Below are 22,161 nucleotides of genomic sequence, written 5' to 3' on the forward strand. Positions count from 1 at the left end.
TACGAGAGGGGATTAGTTTTTTTTGAGCGGCACGCTCGCCTGCTTGTCATATAATCCGCTCCGTTCAAGGAATCCCTCTTGCCTGGCAAGGGCAGGAGCGAGCACACACTTTTGGATCCGGTCGCTTTTTGCTGTACGTAGTGCAGTCAGAGCGGTGGCACGGATCGCAAGGGTGGTCGCCAAAGCGAAAAGGCTTTTTGCTAAGGAAAGAATGCGATGATCCAGACTACTGTACTGCATCCCAAACACCTGGAAGCCGGCGCCAAGATGGTGGACTTCCACGGTTGGGAAATGCCCATCAACTACGGCTCCCAGCTGGAAGAGCACCACGCGGTGCGCAGCGATGCCGGTATGTTCGATGTCTCCCACATGACCATCGTCGATTTGACCGGCGAACGGGTCAAAGCCTTTCTGCAACACCTGCTGGCCAACGACGTGGCCAAACTCACTGCCCCCGGCAAGGCCCTCTACAGCGGCATGCTCAATCCGGAAGGCGGCGTCATCGATGATCTCATCACCTATTACCTCACCGATACCTTCTACCGGCTGGTGGTCAACTCCGCTACCCGCGAGAAGGATCTGGCCTGGATCCGCCATCACGCCATCGATTTCGATGTCACCGTGACCGAGCGTCCGGAGCTGGCGATGATTGCGGTGCAGGGCCCGAATGCCAAGGTCAAGGCGGCTGCCGTGCTGAGCGCCGCCCAGCGTACCGCCGTGGTGGGGATGAAACCCTTCTTCGGTGTGCAGGCTGGCGATCTCTTTATCGCCACCACCGGCTACACCGGCGAGGATGGCTACGAGATCGTGGTGCCGCAAGAGAAAGCCTGCGAGCTGTGGCAAGCACTGCTGGATAACGGCGTAGCCCCCTGTGGTCTCGGTGCCCGTGATACCCTGCGCCTCGAAGCGGGGATGAACCTCTACGGTCAGGATATGGATGAGTCAATCTCTCCACTCGCCGCCAACATGGCCTGGACCATCGCCTGGGAGCCGAGCGATCGCAACTTTATCGGCCGCGACGTGCTGGAAGCACAGAAAGCGGCGGGCAATCAGCCCAAGCTGGTGGGTCTGGTGATGGAAGAGAAAGGGGTGCTGCGTGCCGGTATGCCGGTCACCTTCACCGCGGCAAACGGTGAGAAGCGGGAAGGTGTGATCACCTCCGGCTCTTTCTCCCCCACCCAGGGCTACAGTATTGCCCTGGCGCGGGTGCCCCGCGATATCGGTGAGCTGGCCGAGGTGGAGATCCGCAAGAAGCTGGTCACCGTGAAGGTCACCAAGCCCGCTTTCGTCCGTAACGGCCAGAAGCTGGTTTAATACCGTCTTGGGGGAGGGCAGTGCCTCCCCCATCGCTTTTCATATTCGTTTTTAAACGCGACTCAAAGATCAAAGGAAGCACAAATGAGCCATATCCCGAGCGAACTGAAATATGCCACTTCCCACGAGTGGATCCGTGTTGAAGCCAACGGCGAGGCCGTGGTCGGTATCACCGAACACGCCCAGGAGCTGCTGGGTGACATGGTGTTTGTCGAGCTGCCGGAAGTGGGCAAGCAGGTCAGTGCCGGTGACGACTGCGCCGTGGCCGAGTCGGTCAAGGCGGCCTCCGACATCTACAGCCCGGTGAGTGGCGAGATCATTGCCGTCAACGAAGAGCTGGAAGGGAGCCCCGAGCTGGTCAACTCCGACCCCTACAGCGCTGGCTGGCTGTTCCGCATCAAGCTCGATGACGAGAGCGAGCTGGCCAACCTTCTGGATGCCGAAGGCTACCAGAACGTGGTGGACGAAGAGTAATGCCCCCGGGCCCTGCCAACACAGCAGGGCCCCTTTGTATGACCGCCAGCCGGGCAAGCACCGGCCGGTGGAAGGGTGAAGTCGTCCGCGCTTGCCGTTTGCCAGTCTAGGTGCCTAGGGGGCAAACAGGCCGGTTCGCAACAAGGCGATCCCCTCTTGATGCTGCCGCAGCATCCGGTGCCGCACCCTGTCTGCGGGACCCAGAACATGAGTGGAGTCGGTATCAACCGACGATCAGGAACATCAGGTCTTGGTTATCAGGATGTCATGCCAGGACTTATTTATCAGGAAATAGGGAAATGACCCAGTCACTGTTTGAACTCGAGCAAAAAACCGATTTTGTCCGCCGCCATATCGGCCCGGGCGAGGAAGAGCTGCGCCAGCTGCTGGCGACCGTCGGGGCCGAAAGCCTGGACGATCTGATTGCCCAGACCGTGCCCGCCGCCATTCGCCTGCCGGGCCCGCTCGGCATCGGTGCCGGCATGACCGAAGTGGAGGCGCTGGCCAAGCTCAAGGGCTATGCCGCCCAGAACAAGATTGCCAAGAGCTACATCGGCATGGGTTATCACGATACCCATGTGCCCCACGTCATTTTGCGCAATGTGCTGGAAAATCCGGGTTGGTATACCGCCTACACTCCCTATCAGCCCGAGCTGGCACAGGGCCGTCTCGAAGCCCTGCTCAACTTCCAGCAGCTGACGCTGGATCTCACCGGCATGGATCTGGCGAGTGCCTCCCTGCTGGATGAAGCGACCGCCGCCGCCGAGGCGATGGCGCTGGCCAAGCGGATGGCCAAGTCCAAATCCAACCTCTTCTTTGTTGCCGATGACGTGCACCCGCAGGTGATCGACGTGGTCAAGGAGCGCGCGGTTCACTTCGGTTTCGACGTGGCGGTTGGCGCTGCGAGCGATGCAGTGAGCGAAGAGGTGTTCGGGGCCCTGTTCCAGTACCCCACCACCACAGGTGAGGTGAAAGATCTGCGTGCCCTGATTGCCGCGGTACAGGCCCAGAAAGGGCTGGCCTGCGTCAGCGCCGATCTGCTCTCCCTGCTGCTGCTCAAATCCCCGGGCGAGCTGGGTGGCGACGTGGTGTTGGGCTCCGCCCAGCGCTTTGGTGTGCCCATGGGTTACGGTGGCCCCCACGCCGCCTTCTTCGCTACCCGCGATGCCTACAAGCGATCCATGCCGGGCCGCATCATCGGTGTCTCCAAGGATGCCCGTGGCAAGGCTGCGCTGCGTATGGCGATGCAGACCCGCGAGCAGCACATCCGCCGCGAGAAGGCCAACTCCAACATCTGTACCGCTCAGGTGCTGCTGGCCAACATGGCGAGCTTCTACGCCGTCTATCACGGCCCGGTGGGGCTGAAAACCATCGCCTCCCGCCTGCACCGTCTCACTACCATTCTGGCGCTTGGCCTCAAGGCCAAGGGTGTGGCTCTCAAGCATGCCAGCTGGTTCGATACCCTGACCGTGCAGACGGCAGATAAAGCAGCACTCATAGCCAAGGCCGAGGGGCTCGGCATCAACCTGCGCGCCGATCTCGACGGTGCGGTAGGGGTCTCCCTCTCTGAAACCACCACCCGTGGCGATGTGGTTGAGCTGTTTGATCTCTTCCTCGGCCAAGGTCACGGGCTCGATATCGAGGCCCTCGACCAGTCGGCTCAGGCCCATCACGCCATTCCGCAGGATCTGCTGCGCACTGACGCCGTGCTGACCCACGAGGTGTTCAACAAGTACCACTCTGAAACCGAGATGCTGCGCTACATCCACCGTCTCGAAGCCAAAGATCTGGCGCTCAACTACGCCATGATCTCCTTGGGCTCCTGCACCATGAAGCTCAACGCCACCGCCGAGATGATCCCGGTGACCTGGCCCGAGTTCGGCAAGTTGCACCCGTTCGCCCCGCTGGCACAGGCCAAGGGCTACCAACTGCTGCTGGCCGACCTCGAAAACTGGCTGGTGAAAGTGACCGGTTACGATGCGGTCTGCATGCAGCCGAACTCCGGGGCGCAGGGCGAGTACGCGGGTCTGCTCGCCATCAAGAAGTACCACGAGTCCCGTGGTGAAGGGCATCGCGACATCTGCCTGATCCCGGCTTCTGCCCACGGCACCAACCCGGCCTCTGCCCAGATGGCGGGGCTCAAGGTGATCGTCACCGCCTGTGACAAGTCCGGCAACGTGGATCTCGACGACCTGCGCGCCAAGGCCGCCGAGGCGGGGGATCAGCTCTCCTGTCTGATGGTGACCTACCCCTCCACCCACGGGGTGTATGAGGAGACCATCAAGGAGGTGTGCGACATCGTTCACCAGCACGGTGGTCAGGTCTATCTGGACGGCGCCAATATGAACGCGCAAGTTGGATTGACGGCACCGGGCTTTATCGGGGCGGACGTCTCTCACCTCAACCTGCACAAGACCTTTGCCATTCCTCACGGCGGTGGCGGCCCGGGCATGGGCCCCATCGGCGTGAAGAAGCATCTGGCACCGTTCGTGGCTGGTCACGCCGTGGTCAAGACCGACAAGGAGAGCCGTGACAACGGCGCCGTGTCGGCGGCACCGTTCGGCTCGGCCAGCATCCTGCCCATCAGCTGGATGTATATCGCCATGCTGGGTGACGAAGGACTGAAGAAATCCACTCAGGTGGCCATCCTCAACGCCAACTATCTGGCCAAGAAGCTGGGTGAATCCTTCCCGGTGCTCTACTCTGGCCGCAACGGTCGGGTGGCCCACGAGTGCATCTTGGATATCCGTCCGCTTAAAGAAGCCTCAGGCATCAGCGAGATGGACGTGGCCAAGCGGCTGATGGATTACGGCTTCCACGCACCGACCATGAGCTTCCCGGTAGCGGGCACCCTGATGGTCGAGCCGACCGAGTCGGAATCCAAGCGCGAACTGGATCGCTTCGTCGAGGCGATGACGTCCATCCGCGCCGAGATTGCCAAGGTGCAGGAGGGGCAGTGGAGCCTCGCCGACAACCCGCTGGTCCATGCGCCGCACACCCAGGACGACGTGATGGATGCAGAGTGGTCCCGTGGCTACAGCCGCACCGAGGCGGTCTTCCCGTCCGACGCCGTGCGCGCCGCTAAACTGTGGCCCTCTGTGAACCGCATCGACGACGTCTACGGCGATCGCAACCTGTTCTGTGCCTGTATCCCGACTGAGGATTACGCCAAGTAAGTAGCGTCCTGATCACGGCCATTTAAGTTGGAAACCGTGACATTGAAGTTGGAAACCGACCATTTAAGTTGGAAACTCAAAGGCCCTGCAACAGCAGGGCCTTTTTATTTTGTGCGGTGATTATCTGTAATTAAATTACAAAAATGATCTCGGTTGGTGAGCTCGGACATTTAAGCTGGAAACTGAAAGACCCTGCATCGCAGGGTCTTTCTATTTGCGCGGTGCATGAAGTGAGCAACAGCCGGGCGTTGATTGGGCAATATAAGTGACGTGACCCACGTCGATGCTCCGCTCGCCGTTGGATCTTTATAGCGATCATAACGATAGAGGCAAAATGCGAGCGGGCACGCTTGACGCACCTGCGCCAGTTGCGACAGACTGCCGCCGCATCATCGGCGATAACGCGATATGTTGTGAACATGCCGCCGCTTGCCACCCTCAGTGTCGGGCCTCTCCCGCGTGGCCTGCTGGCTTGAACGATGGAGCCTGCCCCCGCTCAAGCGTCCGCGCTTTCCCGTTTATCCGGCCACTGCCCAAGGAATTGTGACTTATGACTACCTCGATAAACCAGGACGATATCAACAAGGCCCTCTGGTCTGCCTGTGATACCTTCCGGGGCACCATCAGTGCCGATACCTATAAAGATTTCGTGCTCACTATGCTGTTACATCTCCGATGTCTGGCAGGATCACTACGATGGCTACAAGGCCGAATATGGCGATGAGCCGGAGCTCATTGAAGAGATGCTCAAAAACGAGCGTTTCGTGCTGCCCAAACAGGCCAGCTTCTACAGCCTGTTCGAGCGTCGTCACGAGCCGGGCAACGGCGAGCGGATCGATCAGGCGCTGCATGCCATCGAAGAGGCCAATGGCACCAAGCTCAAAGACGCGGGCAAGAGCGTGTTTCAGGACATCAGCTTCAACACCGACCGCCTCGGCGAAGAGAAGCAGAAGAACACCATACTGCGCCACCTGATGGAAGATTTTGCCAAGGATGAGCTCAACCTCAAACCGAGTCGAGTCGGCACTCTGGATGTGATCGGCAACGCCTACGAGTATCTCATCAAAAACTTCGCTGCCAGCGGCGGCCAGAAGGCGGGGGAGTTCTATACCCCGCCCGAAGTTTCCGATCTTATCGCCGAGCTGCTGGAGCCGATGCCGGGCGACACCATCTGCGATCCGGCCTGTGGCTCGGGGTCACTGTTGATGAAGTGCGGCCGCAAGGTGGTGGCAAACCATGGCGAGAAGCACTACGCCCTCTACGGTCAAGAGGCTATTGGCTCTACCTGGTCGCTGGCCAAGATGAACATGTTCCTGCACGGGGAAGACAACCACAAGATCGAGTGGGGCGACACCATCCGCAACCCCAAGCTGCTGGATAAAAACGGCGATCTGATGCGCTTTGATATCGTGACCGCCAACCCGCCCTTTTCGCTGGATAAATGGGGTTATGAGGAGGCGGGAAATGATAAGTTCGGTCGCTTCAAGCGCGGGCTGCCGCCCAAAATCAAGGGGGATTACGCCTTTATCCTCCATATGATTGAGACCCTCAAACCCAAGACTGGCCGCATGGGGGTCGTGGTGCCGCACGGCGTGCTGTTCAGGGGCTCCAGCGAGGGGAAAATTCGTCAGCAGTTGATCGACGAAAACCTGCTCGATGCGGTGATCGGCCTGCCGGAGAAGCTCTTCTACGGCACCGGCATCCCCGCCGCCATTCTGATCTTTAAAAAGCAGAAGGTAGACGACAATGTGCTGTTTATCGACGCCAGCCGCGAGTTCAAGACAGGTAAAAACCAGAATCTGCTGAGCGCGGACAATATCGCCAAGATAGTCAAAACCTACCGCAACGGCGGCAATGTCGATAAATATGCCTACCTTGCCTCGCTTAAAGAGATTAAAGAGAACGACTACAACCTCAATATCCCCCGTTATGTGGATACCTTCGAGGGGGAAGAGGAGATCGATCTGCTGGCGGTGCGTGCCGAGCGCGAACAGCTTAAAACCCGGCTGGCCGAGCTGGAAACCGAGATGGCTAACTATCTGAAGGACCTCGGTTATGGTGCCTAATGGGTGGAAAAAAACACATCTCAAATGTGTTATTAGTGGCACCATCAAAAACGGTTATTCGCCACTCCCTGCTTCAACTACTACGGGTTATTGGGTATTAAGCCTTGGCGCATTGACTGACCATGGAATCAATCCTTTAGAAATAAAGCCTGTGGTAGTTGATGAGAAGGTAAAACAAGCTTTACTTTCTGATGGTGATTTTTTGATTAGTCGTTCTAATACCCCAGACAAAGTAGGGCGCTCGATTAGATTCAAAAATGAAGTTCAAAACTGTTCTTACCCTGATCTTATGATGAGATTTTGTGTAGATACCAAAAAAGCAGATCCCAATTTTATTGAAATAAAATTAAAGTCAACAGAGGTACGGCAGTATTATAAAAGCTGTGCCGCAGGCAGCAGTAGCTCAATGGTGAAAATAAATAAAGCGGTTGTTGAAAATACTCCGCTTCTGCTTCCCTCATTTCCTGAACAAAAGAAAATCGCCAAAATCCTCTCCACTTGGGACAAGGCCATCACCACCACCGAACAACTGCTCGCCAACAGCCAGCAGCAGAAAAAGGCGCTGATGCAACAACTGCTCACCGGCCAAAAACGCCTGCTAGACATAAAAACCGGAGTGATATTTGATCGTGATTTCAAGACGTTATCACTAAGAGATGTTTGCAGTATGCAAGCCGGGAAGTTTATAAATGCAAGTGATATTTTAAATGGTCATCAGGATGGGACTTATCCCTGCTTTGGTGGTAATGGACTTCGAGGTTATACGAAAACATTCACTCATGACGGGGAATTTTCACTTATAGGTCGTCAAGGCGCTTTGTGCGGGAATATCACTTTTGCTACCGGATGCTTTCATGCTACAGAGCATGCAGTAGTTGTTACGCCTCGAAGTAATATAAATACGAAATGGCTTTATTACGCACTTGTTGACTTGAATTTAAATCAATATGCAACAGGAGTGGCTCAACCTGGCCTATCAGTCAAGAATATAGAGCAAGTCTCAATCAAAGTTCCTGAAAGCATTAATGAACAACAAAAAATAGCCGCAGTGCTCTCCGCTGCCGATCAAGAAATCACTACCCTGAAACAAAAACTCGACGTCCTAAAGCAAGAGAAAAAAGCCCTGATGCAACAACTGTTGACCGGCAAACGGCGGGTCAAGGTCGAGGAGGCCGCATGAAAAAAGTGACCCTTCACCCCATGACCGAGGCTGACGTTGAGTGGCTGGAGCAGCGGTTGATGGAGTATGGCAATGACGATTCGATGCTGAGTCTGTCGGCACTCGACGGCTTTCTGACTGCCGTGCTCTCCGGCCCCGAGCTGGTATCACCGAGCCAGTGGTGGCCGGTACTCTGGGGCGGTATACCCCCCGAGTGGTCATCCGAGCGAGAGATGAAACGGGCGCTGGACCTTATCATCGGCCATATGAATATTCTGGCCCACACCCTCTGTTATCAGCCCGAGCACTTTATCCCTGTGTTGATGGTCAATCTTTTCGAAGAACAAGAGATCTGCAACGCCGAAGAGTGGTGCTTTGGCTATCTGCGTGGCATGGCGCTGGGGAACTGGCCAGCGCTGCCAGAGGAGCTGGATACCTGGCTTGAGGTGATCCGCCTGCATGGCAGCGATGATCTGCTGCCACAGCTTGCCAGCCTGTCGCTGCCGGAACATCAACAGAGCGTGGCCGAAGTGGGCCCTGCCGCGTTGAAATTGCACGCCTATTTTCTCGCCCAACGGGGGCCAAACAGCGGGCCTGTCGCGGTGCCATCGGTGAAACCGGCCAAGGCCCCTGCCAAGGTCGGGCGCAATGAGCCATGTCCCTGTGGCAGCGGCAAGAAGTTCAAGCAGTGCTGTTTGCACTGATCAGACGCTCGGCCTGTGGCCATCCCCATCAGTGAGGGTGACGGCCAGGCGAATGGCGAGCATTGGTTGCATCGCATCACCATAAAAATTAAATAAGATAAACAGCTAGTTAGGGATAAACATGAAATTACAACAACGGATGGAACGGCTGGTCAACGCGGTATGTGAAGGGATGTTTGAGCGGGAGGAGGTGATCTCAGTGGCGCTGCTGGGTGCCTTGTGTGGTCAGAATACCTTTCTTTATGGCCCACCCGGCACTGCCAAGAGCCTGATCTCCCGTCGCATCGCCTGTGCCTTTGCCAATCCGGCCTACTTCGAGTACCTGATGAACCGGTTCAGTACCCCCGAGGAGGTCTTTGGCCCCATCTCGATCAAGGCTCTCAAAGAGGATCGGTATGTTCGTAAAACCGAGCATTATCTGCCACAGGCCGATTTTGCATTTCTGGACGAGATATGGAAATCGAGCCCGGCGATCCTCAATACCCTGCTGACACTTATCAATGAGCACACCTTTCGTAACGGCGAACAGATCGAGCAGGCCCCACTGAAAGCCTTGGTGGCTGCGTCGAATGAAACGCCCGATGCCAATCAGGGGCTGGATGCGCTGTATGATCGCTTTATCATCCGCCTGATGGTTGGGCCCATTGAGCAGTCTAATAATTTTGAACGATTGCTGGCGTGCAAACCGACCGAGGCGGCTATCAGGGTTGATGACTCGCTTATTGTGAAGGCCGATGAGTGGGCTAAATGGCGAGAGCAACTGCATGAGGTGAGTTTGTCACCGGAAACCCTGACCATTATTCGCCTGATCCGCAGTGAACTCGCCACCAGATATGACAAACTGAAGGTCTATGTTTCCGACCGCCGCTGGCAGCGGGCGACCCAACTGCTCAAGGCCGCTGCCCTCTTTAATGGCCGCAGCGAAACCAATCACAGTGATGCCTTGCTATTGCGGCACTGCTTGTGGACCCATGAAGATAACCGTGTTGCCGTTAACGATATCGTTGAGCAAGCCGTCAAGGATAGCGGTTTTGACAGTGGTATTAATCTGGCAGAGATCGATCTCAAAAAAGACTCTCTGGATAAGGAGATTCATAATGAGCTTTTTTGTTCAGATGATATTTACGATGTTGTCTCATTGAGTCGTTCTGTTAAAGGTGAAAAATATTTCAAAGTTAAGAATGAATTAAATAGATATGCCGGTTCACCAGCGTATATATACTTTTCAACAAAACGTATGTACAAGTCGGGGGAATTTCATCCACTTGACGAGGCTGGCAATGAAATTGACGAACTGAATTGCGAGTTTGATAAGCAAGGAACATGTAAAGTATCTTATTCTCGCCGTGTTTACAGTAGTGGTTCATTTGAATTCAAACCCAAAGTATTGTTTCATAAGGGCGATAAAAAACCGGATATCAATCAACGTCTGGTTGATTCCCTCTCATCTTCAGTGACAGAGGTCAGAGCGCAGCTGACTGCCATATTGGACAAGGTGGAGACCTTGCAGCAGGGATATGAACAGCGTCTTGCATCCATATTTGTCCCGGTAGAAAAAGTAGCCATTGCGCTCGATGGGATTACGGAGCAGATAAGCCAGCTCAAACTGCGTATCAAGGATTGCGAACGGCTGGAAGCCTTATGCAAATAAGCCAGGTGGAGAGTGCTTCGCTTCTCGCTCACATAGAACTCCGCGACAGCTATGGTGGATTGCTGGCTCACTCCAGCTCGCTGACCAGCCAGGTCACGCAGCACATAGAGGAGTGGAAGAGAGATGCTGAGGCCGCGTTGACCAACGAGTGTCCATTCGCCGGGCAGGCCCACAAGCTGAACCATTGGCGAAGAGAGAGTGCGCTTGGCGATATATCCAAAACCTCTTTTCAAGGGGCGGTGAAGGATTATCTCGCGCTCTGTAAAGCCAGCCAGCACCCGGCGGATCCGCCATTTTGGCAAAAGCAGGTTGCCGATAGTTTCGGTCAGGACGCGGAGCCGCCGAGTGCGGATAAGGCCGTCAGTTGCCAACTGCTGGCTACTGAATGGCAAAAGGTGCTGGATAAAGCCCGCAATAGTTGGGAGCTGGCCAGGATCGAGCAGCTGCGCCACCAGTTAATGGAACGATTGGAGAGCATGCTCAAGCTGTTGCAGCAGTTGCAACCTTTGCTTGAAGCGTTGGGGCTGGATCCGGGGCGGCTGGTTGATCTCTTCAGTGGCCAGCTCTCTGCCCAAGATCTGGCCCAGTTCCAAAAGTGGGCAAGCTATCTGGCAAACGACAAGGGGCTGCATGCGTTATGCGACTTGCTCGGCAAGATCCGGCAGCTTGAACTCTCCGAAAAGATTGAGCGGGTGAAGGTCAACCACGTTCTGGATCTCTGTCTGCCCGATATCAACTCCCGAGAGGAGATTGTGGGTATTCGGTTGGGACGAGATCTGGAGCATGTATTGCCCAGCGAGAAAGCCCTGTTGGCTGATGACGAGACCGCATTGCTGTTTGATTTGAAGTTCGTCGAGTCACGACTGATGAGCTTTGATATGGCTGGTATACAGACTCAACATCTGCATGTTGAACGAGAAGAGGAGAGGCAGGTCAACGAAGAGGAGAAGCGCGGCCCCATGATCCTCTGCGTTGATACCAGTGGCTCAATGAGCGGTGCGCCCGAGACGATCGCCAAAGCGATGACGCTATTTCTGGCAACCAAAGCGAGAGAGGAGCAACGTCCCTGTTACCTGATTAACTTCTCTACGGGTATCAAGACGTTGGAGTTGAGTGGAGAATGGGGCCTTGCGTCGATAATCGACTTTCTGAAAATGTCGTTTCATGGCGGTACTGATGCGACACCAGCCCTTGGCCATGCGTTGAAAACCATGGCCGCAGAGACATACCAAAAGGCTGACCTGCTGATGATTTCTGACTTCATCATGGCGGATCTGCCACCGGCGACCCTGGCAAATATCGAGCAACAGCGTGGTAAGGGTAACCGCTTTTACTCTCTGGTGGTCGGCTCTGCCTATATGGTTCAGCGGCTAAAGAGTCTCTTTGATCATGAGTGGGTGTATAACCCGACGACGAGTACCATTCATGAGTTGATCGGCTTTCAGCAAAAAATTGACAACCAGTTTGAGGCATCCCCGTTATGAAGGCCTTGCCGAAATTTCAAGAAGAGTACAGCGCCAAGATCCCAGCCCTGACCCTGCTGACCCAGTTGGGCTGGACTTTCCTCTCCCCTGAACAGGCGTTGGCGGCGCGGGATGGCAAGGCCGATCAGGTGGTGCAGCGTCAACAGCTACGCAGCGTACTGGCCGAGCGCACCTTTGTGTTTGCGGGCAAAGCCTATCCGCTTTCCCCTAAGTCAGTGGACAATCTGGTGAGCGAGCTGTGTAGCCCGGCCCTGAATGAAGGATTGCAGGCGGCCAACGAGCGGCTCTATAACCACTTGCTCTATGGCATGTCCGTCACCGAGTTTGTTGATGGCAAGAAGGTGAGCCCAACCATCCCCCCTTATTGACTGGCACAACCCGCAGAATAACCGCTTCACCTTCACCGAAGAGTTTCGGGTTACTCGCGCAGGCGGCATCGAGTCGCGTCGCCCGGATATCGTCTGCTTCGTCAATGGCTTGCCCTTGGTGGTGATTGAGGCCAAGCGCCCGGATGGCAACGCCAAAAAAGGGCCGACCATCAAGGAGGGGATCTCTCAAAGCCTGCGCAACCAGCGCCCCGACGAGATCCCGCTGCTGTTTGCCTACAGCCAGTTACTGCTCTCCATCAATGGCATCGAGGGGCGATATGGCACCTGCGGTACGCCGGAGAAGTTCTGGGCCGCCTGGCGTGAGGAGGACATAGGTGATGGTGAGATGACAGCCATCAAGAATCAGCCGCTTTCATCTGAACAACTCTCTGCCCTGTTTAGCCACCGACCCGCCGCCGATCTGGACTGGTATCAGTCGCTGGTTGCGGCTGGTGAGCTGGCGGTCAGTGATCAGGATCGGCTGCTAATCAGCCTGCTCTCCCCGGATCGGCTGCTGGAGATGACCCGCCTGTTCACCCTGTTTGACAAGAAGGCGGGCAAGATAGTCGCCCGCTACCAGCAGGTGTTTGGCATCAAGCGGTTAATCGAGCGTATCAACCAGAAACGCCCCGATGGCGGGAGAGAAGGTGGGGTGATCTGGCACACCACTGGTTCGGGCAAGTCGTTCACCATGGTGTTCCTCAGCAAGGCGCTGATCCTGCACGATAGTTTGAAACAGTGTCGCCTGCTGGTGGTTACCGACCGGGTGGATCTGGAGAGCCAGCTCAGCAAGACCTTTGCCTCCAGCGGTGAACTCGCGGGCAAGAAAGATAAAGAAGCGGCCATGGCTACTTCGGGCAAGCGGTTGGCCGAGCAGATCGGTAAGGGCAGCGAGCGGATCATCTTCTCGCTTATTCAGAAGTTCAACTCAGCCACCAAGTTGCCTGAATGCATCAATAAGAGCCCGGATCTCATCGTGCTGATCGATGAGGGCCACCGCAGCCAGGGCGGCGAGAACCATATCCGCATGAAGCAGGCGCTGCCCAATGCCGCCTTTGTCGCCTTTACCGGCACACCGCTGCTCAAGGATGACAAGACCACCAACAAGTTTGGCCCCATCGTCCATGCCTACACCATGCAGCGGGCGGTCGAGGACAAAACGGTGACGCCGCTGCTCTATGAGGAGCGCATCCCCGATCTGGAGGTCAACGAGCGGGCCATCGACAGCTGGTTTGAGCGTATCACCCTGGGGTTAAACGAGCAGCAGCAGGCCGATCTGAAACGCAAATTTGCCCGCAAGGGCGAGATCTACAGCGCGGAGGATCGCATCAAGCTGATTGCGTTCGATATCGCCAGTCACTTTTCAAACCACATTGTCGAGGGGCTCAAGGGCCAGCTGGCCTGCGATAGCAAGGCATCGGCGGTGCTCTATAAAAAGTACCTCGACGAGGCGGGGCTGTTCGAGTCGGCGGTGGTGATGAGTCCGCCCGACAGCCGGGAAGGCAACACCGAGGTGGATGAATCGACCACACCGCTGGTTACCCAGTGGTGGAAGGATAATGTCGGCACTCAGGATGAGCAGGTGTATTCCAAGGCGCTTATCGAGCGTTTTGCCGATGAGAATGATCCCCTCAAGTTGCTGGTCGTGGTGGACAAGTTGCTGACCGGCTTCGATGAACCAAAGAACACAGTGCTCTATATCGACAAGCCACTCAAAGAGCACAACCTGATCCAGGCCATTGCACGGGTCAACCGGCTGCACCCGAAGAAGAAATTTGGTCTGCTTATCGACTATCGCGGCATCTTATCCGAGCTGGATACCACCATCGGCAAGTATCAGGATCTCGCTTCCCGCACCCAAGGCGGCTATGACGTTGACGATCTCAAAGGCCTCTACAACCAGATGGGCACCGAGTACAAGCGCTTGCCGCAGCTCTACCAGACCCTGTGGAACATCTTCGCCGGGGTGAAGAACAAGCAGGATATCGAGCAACTGCGCCAAGTACTGGTGCCCAAGATGGAGGAACTGGACGGCGAACTGGTGGATGTGCACCTCAAGGTGCGAGAAGACTTCTACGAGGCGCTCACGGCGTTTGCCAGTTGCCTGAAAGTGGCGTTGCAATCGGCCTCTTTCTTCGAGGACAGCGCCTTTAGCGAGGCGGATCGCCGTCACTACAAGGAGACGGTGAAACAGCTCTCCAGCCTGCGTCAACTGGTGCAACAGGATGCAGGTGAGAAGGTGGACTACGACGAATATGCCGAGCAGGTGAAGAAGCTGCTGGATAAGCATGTGGTCGGGGTAGAGGTTAAAGAGCCTGGTGGCGTCTATGAAGTCGGCAAGATGGGCCAAAAGCAGCCAGAAGAGTGGAGCGAGAACAAGACCCGCAACGAGACCGACATCATCAAGACTCGCGTCACCCGCATGATTGAGCAGGAGCTACGTGATGACCCTTACGCCCAGGAAGCCTTCTCCAAGCTGCTGCGCCAAGCTATCGAGGAGGCAGAGAAGCTGTTCGATCACCCGCTCAAGCAGTACATGCTGTTTCGGGAGTTCGAAGAGCAGGTGCAGGAGCGCCGCCTGAGTGACATACCTGACGTCTTTGCTGGGCATCGCAATGCTCAGGCCTACTTTGGCGTGTTCAAAAAGGTACTGCCGGAGGTGTTCGCCATTACCGACAGCCAAGTACAGGAGAAGTGGATAAAGCTGGCCTTTGAGATCGATACGGTCGTTGATGCATCGGTGGCCGAGCACTCCATCAACCCGCAGAACATCGAGGCGGGTATTCGCAAGCAACTGTTGCCACGCATGTTCCAGGAGTGCAAAAACATCGGCAGTGGTATGGAGCAGGCCAAGAAGATCGTCGAGATGGTGGTGCAGATCACCCGAGTCGGCTTGAGCGGAGTCTGATCAGATGAATGTGCCTATTCGGGCCAAGGGCGATGCTCAGGCCCAGGCTCCAGCTCCATCCTTTCGCTTTCGCTATGGCGATGAGCTGATCGCCTTCGAGCGGGTGCAACGGAGACAGGCTAGCGGCAAGGTGCTTATCAAGGTGCATCCCGATTGCCGCGTCGTGGTCTCGGCCCCGCGTGAGGCGGCTGATGATGCGGTTTTCGCAGCGGTCAAGCAGCGCGGACGCTGGATCTACGAACAGTTACGCGACTTTCGCCAGCAGTTGGAGCACGTCACCTCACGCCAGTACATCAGTGGGGAAAGTCATTATTACCTCGGCAAGCAGTACCTGCTCAAGGTGATAGCGGCACCTGATGCTGTGCAGGGGGTCAAAATGCTGCGTGGCAAGTTGGAGGTGTCGGTCAGGAGCCTAGTCACTGATAGCGCAAAGAGAGCCGAGAAAGTCCAGGCACTGCTCGCTGACTGGTACAAGGCTCGTGCCAGGGAGGTGTTTGCCAGACGACTCAATGCCATGCTCGATCAGGCCATCTGGGTCACCGAGCGTCCGCCACTGCGCATCCTGACCATGCAGACCCAGTGGGGCAGTTGTTCCCCCAATGGCCGGATCACGCTTAACCCGCATCTGGTCAAAGCGCCCCGCGAGTGTATCGATTACGTGATCCTGCACGAGCTCTGCCATATTGCCGAGCACAACCACAGCGAGCACTTTTACCGGCTGATGGGTCAGGTGATGCCCGGTTGGGAAAAGACCAAAGCGAAGCTGGATGGCATGGCTAACCGCTTGTTGACGTGAGTTATCAGCTCGTCAGTCACCCACAGCCCGGCAGGCCACCCTTGCCGGGCTGTTTTTTGGTGTGGATGGCGTTGTTTTATAAATCAATGCAGCCTGAATAGAATCAACTGAGGGCGATTCATTCAGCTTTACGGTGCCAACATTGTGTTCTCTTATGTTACAATTACGCGCCATTTTTGACTGAAGATTGACTGGGCATGTTGGATCAGATTCGTATCGTTTTGGTAAACACCTCTCATACCGGCAACATGGGGTCTGCGGCACGTGCCATGAAGACCATGGGGTTGACCCAGCTGGTATTGGTTGATCCGCAAGCCTTGCCGGATGACAATGCCTTCGCCCTGGCGGCTGGTGCCAGCGATGTGCTTGCCAATGCCCGTATCGTCCCGACTCTGGACGACGCGATCGCCGATTGTGGTTTGGTGATTGGCACCAGCGCCCGCTCGCGAACCCTGAGCTGGCCCATGCTCGATCCCCGTGAGGCCGGCGAAAAGTCGGTAGTCGAGGGGATGCAGCACCCGGTCGCGCTGGTGTTTGGCCGTGAACGCACGGGTCTCACCAACGACGAATTGCAAAAGTGCCACTACCACGTGGCCATTCCGGCCAATCCCGATTACAGCTCCCTCAATCTGGCCATGGCGGTGCAGACTCTCTGCTACGAAGTGCGGATGCGCTGGCTGCAGGGGCAGGCCGCCGAGCCTGAAGACGAGATGGTCTATCCGAGTGCCGCCCAGCTGGAAGGGTTCTATCAGCACCTGGAACAAACCCTGATGAAGACCGGTTTTATTGCCGATGACCATCCGGGTCATGTGATGAGCAAGCTGCGTCGCTTGTTCAATCGGGCTCGGCCGGAAGCGGCGGAGCTCAACATTCTGCGCGGTATTCTGACCTCGGTGCAGAAAGCGCGCGTACCGGATTAATCCGACTGATTTACTCAACTATATACTTGACTGATTTGGTCGGGTATGTGACCATGTGCCCCATTAAATTGCTTCGCAAGACGGTAAGGCACATGAGACTGACTTCAAAAGGACGTTACGCTGTAACCGCCATGCTCGACGTGGCGCTGCATGCAGAGCAGGGGCCCGTCCCCCTTGCCGATATTTCCGAGCGCCAGGGCATCTCGTTGTCCTATCTCGAGCAGCTCTTTGCCCGCCTGCGTAAACATGGTCTGGTGAGCAGCGTGCGTGGCCCGGGTGGTGGTTATCGCCTCGGGTTGGCCCCAGGCGAGATTTCGGTTGGTCAGGTGATCACCGCGGTCGATGAGTCGGTCGATGCCACCAAGTGCCTCGGCAAGGGCGGTTGCCACGGTGGTACCCAGTGTCTGACTCACTCCTTGTGGCGCGACCTGAGTGAGCGGATCTCCAGCTTCCTCGGGGATATTACCTTGGCCGAGCTGGTACGCCAGGCCGATGTGCGCCGGATTGCCGGCAAGCAAGATGAACAAATGAAGACCGTGTTGTCCCTGGTTGATCGGGCAGAACACGGCGATGTGAGCTTGAAAGTCCAACTATAAACGTGCTTTCCACAGCGGGACTCTGTATGACCCGGACTGTGACGGAGAAAAACATGAAACTGCCTATTTACCTTGATTATTCGGCAACCTGTCCGGTGGACCCGCGTGTCGCAGAAAAAATGATGCAGTGTCTCACCATGGATGGCCTGTTCGGCAATCCGGCTTCCCGTTCTCACCGTTTTGGCTGGCAAGCCGAAGAGGCGGTGGATCTGGCCCGTAATCAAGTGGCAGATCTGATCGGTGCCGATCCCCGCGAGATCGTCTTCACTTCCGGTGCGACCGAATCCAATAACCTGGCCATCAAGGGTGTTGCCCACTTCTATGCCAGCAAGGGCAAGCACATCATCACCTCCAAGACCGAACACAAGGCGGTGCTCGATACCTGTCGCCAGCTGGAGCGTGAAGGGTTCGAGGTGACCTATCTTGAGCCGATGCCAAACGGCCTGTTCACTATCGAGATGATTGAGAATGCCATGCGTGATGACACCATCTTGGTCAGCATCATGCATGTGAACAACGAAATCGGCGTGGTTCAGAACATTGCCGCCATCGGCGAGTTGTGCCGTTCCCGCAAGATCCTGCTGCACGTGGATGCCGTTCAGAGTGTGGGCAAGATCCCGGTAGATGTGGAAGCACTGAAAGTGGACCTGCTCTCCGTCTCTGCGCACAAGGTGTATGGTCCGAAAGGGATCGGTGCACTGTTTGTTCGCCGTAAACCCCGCGTTCGTCTGGAAGCCCAGATGCACGGTGGCGGCCACGAGCGCGGCATGCGTTCCGGTACTCTGCCGACCCACCAGATCGTCGGGATGGGCGAAGCTTTCCGCATCGCCAAAGAAGAGATGGTGAGTGAAGGCGAGCGCATCTTGGCTCTGCGCCAGCGTCTGTGGAATGGCATCAAGGATATTGAAGCCGTCTACATCAATGGCGATCTGGAGCAACGTGTTCCGGGTAACCTCAACGTCAGCTTTGCCTATGTGGAAGGGGAATCCCTCATCATGGCGCTGAAAGATTTGGCAGTCTCTTCCGGTTCGGCCTGTACCTCCGCCAGCCTGGAACCTTCCTATGTGCTGCGCGCACTGGGTCTGAACGACGAGCTGGCACACAGCTCCATCCGTTTCAGCATGGGTCGCTTCACCACCGAGGAAGAGATTGACTACGCGGTCAAGCTTATTCGTGACTCCATCGGTCGTCTGCGCGAGATGTCCCCTTTGTGGGAGATGTACAAAGACGGCGTCGATCTGAACACGGTCGAATGGGCTCATCACTGATCTATCTGGTCAGTGAGCAACAGAATTAGCAGGAGTGAAATATGGCTTACAGTGAAAAAGTAATCGACCACTACGAGAATCCTCGCAACGTCGGTGGTTTCGACAAGAATGATCCCAGCGTTGCAACCGGCATGGTCGGTGCGCCCGCCTGTGGCGACGTGATGAAGCTGCAATTGAAGATCAGCGACGAAGGCATCATCGAAGATGCCAAGTTCAAGACCTACGGTTGCGGTTCCGCCATCGCCTCCAGCTCCCTGGTGACCGAATGGGTCAAGGGCAAGACCCTGGACGAAGCGGCTGGCATCAAGAACACCGATATCGCCGAAGAGTTGGCCCTGCCACCGGTGAAGATCCACTGCTCCATTCTGGCCGAGGACGCCATCAAGGCCGCCATCGCCGATTACAAGCAGAAGAAAGGTCTCTAAGCGCCGGAGAGCAGTATGGCTATTACCATGACAGATGCCGCCGCGGCACGGGTTTCCTCTTTTCTGGCTAACCGGGGCAAGGGCATTGGCCTGCGCCTCGGCGTCAAAACCACCGGCTGCTCCGGTCTGGCCTACGTGCTTGAGTTCGTTGATGAACTGACCGATGAGGATCAGGTGTTCGAGCAGCAGGGCGTCAAGATTATTGTTGATGCCAAGAGCCTGATCCATCTGGATGGCACCGAGCTGGATTTCGTCAAGGAGGGCCTCAACGAGGGCTTCCAGTTCAACAATCCCAACGCCAAAGGCGAGTGTGGTTGCGGCGAAAGCTTCAGTGTCTGAGATGTTTGACGTCAATGATCCTTCGTCTGTGGTTGAGCGGGTCGCCCATGACCCGTTCAACCACATCTTATTTGCCAGGGGCGAGTGAGGTTGTGGCGAACGTTTCCAAGAGGTTTGCATGAATCATTTCGAGCTGTTTGGGCTGGTTGAAGGCTTCGAGCTCGATACCCGTCAGTTGGCTGATACCTACCGCCAGCTGCAAACCCAATTTCATCCTGATCGTTTTGCCACCGCCCCCGAACGGGAGCAGCTGGCTGCGGTGCAACGTGCCGCCCAGATCAACGAAGCATTCACCACCCTCAAGGCGCCGCTGCGCCGTGCCGAATATCTGCTCTCCCTGCGTGGCACCGATATCCGTGGTGAACAGCAGACTCTGCAAGATACCGCATTTCTGATGCAGCAGCTGGAGTGGCGCGAGCGTCTGGCCGATCTGAAAGATGACGCCGACCCTGAGCGCGCCATCAAGGATTTTCGCAGCGAGATCAGGCATGATCACCAGATGTTGATGCAGCAGCTGACCGAGTCTCTTGCCGCCGGCAGAGATCTCGTTGCCGCTGATTGCGTTCGCAAACTCAAGTTTGTCGACAAGCTCCTCGAAGAGCTGGAACGATTCGAAGACTCGCTTCTCGAGTCTTGATCCTTTAACGCTGGAAGTTTCATTACCCATGGCATTACTGCAAATCGCCGAACCCGGCCAGAGCGCTGTTCCCCATCAGCACAAACGTGCCGTCGGCATCGATCTCGGCACCACCAACTCTCTCGTCGCTGCGGTTCGCAGCGGTCACGCTGATACCCTTTGCGATGAGCAAGGGCGCGACCTGCTCCCGTCAGTGGTGCACTATCAAAGCGACGCCATTCGAGTCGGAATTGATGCCAAGCGCGAAGCGGCGCTCGATCCTCACAACACCATCGTCTCGGTCAAACGGATGATGGGCAAGGCGCTGGCCGATATCGATACCCGCCAGCAGCCTTACCAGTTTGTTGCCGCCGACAATGGCATGCCGCAACTGCAAACCCGTCAGGGGCTGGTCAATCCGGTGCAGGTATCGGCCGAAATTCTCAAAAAGCTGGTCGAGCGTGGCGCCCAGACCCTGGGTGGCGATCTCGATGGCGTGGTCATTACCGTGCCCGCCTATTTCGATGATGCCCAGCGTCAGGGCACCAAGGATGCGGCCCGTCTGGCCGGTCTGCACGTATTGCGCTTGCTCAACGAGCCGACCGCGGCCGCGATTGCCTATGGCCTCGACTCCGGTCAGGAAGGGGTGATCGCGGTATACGATCTGGGGGGCGGTACCTTCGATATCTCCATCCTGCGTCTGCATCGCGGTGTGTTTGAAGTGATGGCGACCGGCGGTGATTCTGCCCTCGGTGGCGATGATTTCGATCACCTGCTGGCGGACTGGATCAAGGAGCAAGCGGGCCTCTCCGGCGAGCTGGATGCCCATCTGCAGCGCGAGCTGCTGGATGTGGCCGCGGCCGTCAAGCACGGCCTCACCGATACCGACAGCGTTCCCTGCACCTTTGCCGGCTGGCAGGGATCAGTGAGCCGCAGCCAGTTTGATGAGCTCATCACCCCGCTGGTGAAACGTACCTTGCTGGCTTGTCGCCGCGCCCTGCGCGATGCGGGCCTTGAGCAGGTGGAAGTGCTGGAAGTGGTGATGGTCGGTGGCTCCACCCGGGTGCCGCTGGTGCGTGAACTGGTGGGCGAGTTCTTCCAGCGCACGCCGCTGACCAGCATCGATCCGGACAAGGTGGTCGCCATTGGCGCCGCCATCCAGGCCGATATTCTGGTGGGCAACAAGCCCGATGCCGAGATGCTGCTGCTGGACGTGATCCCCTTGTCGCTGGGTCTGGAGACCATGGGTGGCCTCGCCGAGAAGGTGATCCCGCGCAACACCACCATCCCGGTTGCCCGCGCCCAGGAGTTCACCACCTTCAAGGATGGTCAGACCGCCATGGCCATTCACGTGGTACAGGGTGAACGCGAGTTGGTGGCCGATTGCCGCTCCCTGGCCCGCTTTACCCTGACCGGCATTCCGCCGATGGCCGCCGGCGCCGCCCATATTCGCGTCACCTTCCAGGTGGATGCGGATGGTCTGCTCTCGGTCAGCGCCATGGAGAAATCTTCCGGCGTGCAGGCCGAGATCCAGGTCAAGCCCTCTTACGGGCTGGCGGAGCAGGATATCCTCAACATGCTGAGCGCCTCCATCGAGAACGCCCAGCAGGATATGGATGCCCGCATGCTGGCCGAGCAGCAGGTTGAAGCCGACCGGGTGGTCGAGAGTCTCAATGCCGCGCTGGCCGCTGATGGCGATGCCCTGCTCAATGCTGCCGAGCGTGCCGAGATTGATGCCGCCATCGCCCATCTGCTGACCATGCGCAACAGCGGCGCAACCCATCAAATCAAAGAAGCCATTGAGGCAGCCGATGCTGTCAGTGGCGAGTTTGCAGCCCGCCGGATGGACGCCTCCATCCGCAAGGTGCTGACCGGACAAAACGTCAACAAGGTGTAA

18 protein-coding genes and 1 pseudogene are annotated in these 22,161 nt (G+C 56.8%); 18 read left to right on the plus strand and 1 reads right to left on the minus strand.

What is annotated here, in order from left to right:
• Positions 1-12: 12 nt before the first annotated feature.
• A complete protein-coding gene (locus I6L47_RS00715) occupies positions 13-240 on the minus strand; it encodes a hypothetical protein (RefSeq protein WP_216948418.1) in 228 nt (75 codons plus the stop codon).
• Here I6L47_RS00715 and gcvT point away from each other — a divergent pair.
• From gcvT to hscA, 18 genes and pseudogenes are all read left to right on the plus strand, one after another.
• Positions 217-1,314 carry a glycine cleavage system aminomethyltransferase GcvT gene (gene gcvT, locus I6L47_RS00720; RefSeq protein ID WP_216948419.1) on the plus strand — a complete coding sequence of 366 codons (1,098 nt, stop codon included), beginning with the start codon at positions 217-219 and terminating at the stop codon, positions 1,312-1,314. The genes I6L47_RS00715 and gcvT overlap by 24 nt on opposite strands.
• Positions 1,315-1,398: 84 nt before the next feature.
• Positions 1,399-1,788, plus strand: coding sequence for a glycine cleavage system protein GcvH (gene gcvH / locus I6L47_RS00725; RefSeq protein ID WP_005333898.1), 390 nt, complete (start codon positions 1,399-1,401; stop codon positions 1,786-1,788).
• A gap of 299 nt (positions 1,789-2,087) precedes the next feature.
• Positions 2,088-4,964 (plus strand): aminomethyl-transferring glycine dehydrogenase, encoded by a 2,877-nt coding sequence (gene gcvP / locus I6L47_RS00730; protein WP_216948420.1) that lies wholly within the window; start codon positions 2,088-2,090, stop codon positions 4,962-4,964.
• A gap of 550 nt (positions 4,965-5,514) precedes the next feature.
• Positions 5,515-7,030, plus strand: a pseudogene (locus I6L47_RS00735) (type I restriction-modification system subunit M).
• Entirely contained in the window at positions 7,020-8,210 is a 1,191-nt protein-coding gene (locus I6L47_RS00740) for a restriction endonuclease subunit S (RefSeq protein WP_080768655.1), read from the plus strand. The pseudogene I6L47_RS00735 and the gene I6L47_RS00740 overlap by 11 nt, the downstream one beginning before the upstream one ends.
• Positions 8,207-8,893 carry a UPF0149 family protein gene (locus I6L47_RS00745; RefSeq protein WP_216948421.1) on the plus strand — a complete coding sequence of 229 codons (687 nt, stop codon included), beginning with the start codon at positions 8,207-8,209 and terminating at the stop codon, positions 8,891-8,893. Before I6L47_RS00740 ends, I6L47_RS00745 begins: the two co-directional genes overlap by 4 nt.
• A gap of 121 nt (positions 8,894-9,014) precedes the next feature.
• Complete coding sequence (locus tag I6L47_RS00750; RefSeq protein WP_216948422.1) at positions 9,015-10,544, plus strand: AAA family ATPase; 1,530 nt, start codon at positions 9,015-9,017, stop codon at positions 10,542-10,544.
• Positions 10,535-12,028: a VWA domain-containing protein gene (locus I6L47_RS00755; protein ID WP_216948423.1), complete on the plus strand. Its 1,494-nt coding sequence runs from the start codon at positions 10,535-10,537 to the stop codon at positions 12,026-12,028. Before I6L47_RS00750 ends, I6L47_RS00755 begins: the two co-directional genes overlap by 10 nt.
• Before the next feature lie 5 nt (positions 12,029-12,033).
• Complete coding sequence (locus I6L47_RS22390) at positions 12,034-12,396, plus strand: type I restriction endonuclease (protein ID WP_254204791.1); 363 nt, start codon at positions 12,034-12,036, stop codon at positions 12,394-12,396.
• On the plus strand, positions 12,392-15,304 hold the full coding sequence (locus tag I6L47_RS00760) for a type I restriction endonuclease subunit R (protein WP_254204846.1): 2,913 nt from the start codon (positions 12,392-12,394) through the stop codon (positions 15,302-15,304). Before I6L47_RS22390 ends, I6L47_RS00760 begins: the two co-directional genes overlap by 5 nt.
• A 4-nt stretch (positions 15,305-15,308) precedes the next feature.
• Positions 15,309-16,100: a M48 family metallopeptidase gene (locus tag I6L47_RS00765; RefSeq protein ID WP_254204793.1), complete on the plus strand. Its 792-nt coding sequence runs from the start codon at positions 15,309-15,311 to the stop codon at positions 16,098-16,100.
• A gap of 197 nt (positions 16,101-16,297) precedes the next feature.
• A complete protein-coding gene (gene trmJ, locus I6L47_RS00770; RefSeq protein ID WP_047434362.1) occupies positions 16,298-17,020 on the plus strand; it encodes a tRNA (cytosine(32)/uridine(32)-2'-O)-methyltransferase TrmJ in 723 nt (240 codons plus the stop codon).
• A gap of 92 nt (positions 17,021-17,112) precedes the next feature.
• Entirely contained in the window at positions 17,113-17,616 is a 504-nt protein-coding gene (gene iscR, locus I6L47_RS00775) for a Fe-S cluster assembly transcriptional regulator IscR (RefSeq protein WP_026035025.1), read from the plus strand.
• A gap of 53 nt (positions 17,617-17,669) precedes the next feature.
• Positions 17,670-18,884: an IscS subfamily cysteine desulfurase gene (locus I6L47_RS00780; protein WP_013723838.1), complete on the plus strand. Its 1,215-nt coding sequence runs from the start codon at positions 17,670-17,672 to the stop codon at positions 18,882-18,884.
• A 41-nt stretch (positions 18,885-18,925) separates the two neighbouring features.
• Positions 18,926-19,309, plus strand: coding sequence for a Fe-S cluster assembly scaffold IscU (iscU, locus tag I6L47_RS00785; RefSeq protein ID WP_005333813.1), 384 nt, complete (start codon positions 18,926-18,928; stop codon positions 19,307-19,309).
• Between the two features lie 15 nt (positions 19,310-19,324).
• Positions 19,325-19,648, plus strand: coding sequence for an iron-sulfur cluster assembly protein IscA (gene iscA / locus I6L47_RS00790; protein WP_005333812.1), 324 nt, complete (start codon positions 19,325-19,327; stop codon positions 19,646-19,648).
• Between the two features lie 118 nt (positions 19,649-19,766).
• Complete coding sequence (gene hscB / locus I6L47_RS00795) at positions 19,767-20,285, plus strand: co-chaperone HscB (RefSeq protein WP_005351031.1); 519 nt, start codon at positions 19,767-19,769, stop codon at positions 20,283-20,285.
• A 28-nt stretch (positions 20,286-20,313) separates the two neighbouring features.
• The gene (hscA, locus tag I6L47_RS00800) at positions 20,314-22,161 is read left to right on the plus strand and encodes a Fe-S protein assembly chaperone HscA (protein WP_216948424.1); all 1,848 of its coding nucleotides are present in this window, start codon (positions 20,314-20,316) and stop codon (positions 22,159-22,161) included.

It is taken from the genome of Aeromonas sp. FDAARGOS 1417 (genome assembly GCF_019046985.1).
In the GTDB taxonomy this organism is placed as follows: Bacteria; Pseudomonadota; Gammaproteobacteria; order Enterobacterales; family Aeromonadaceae; genus Aeromonas; species Aeromonas veronii.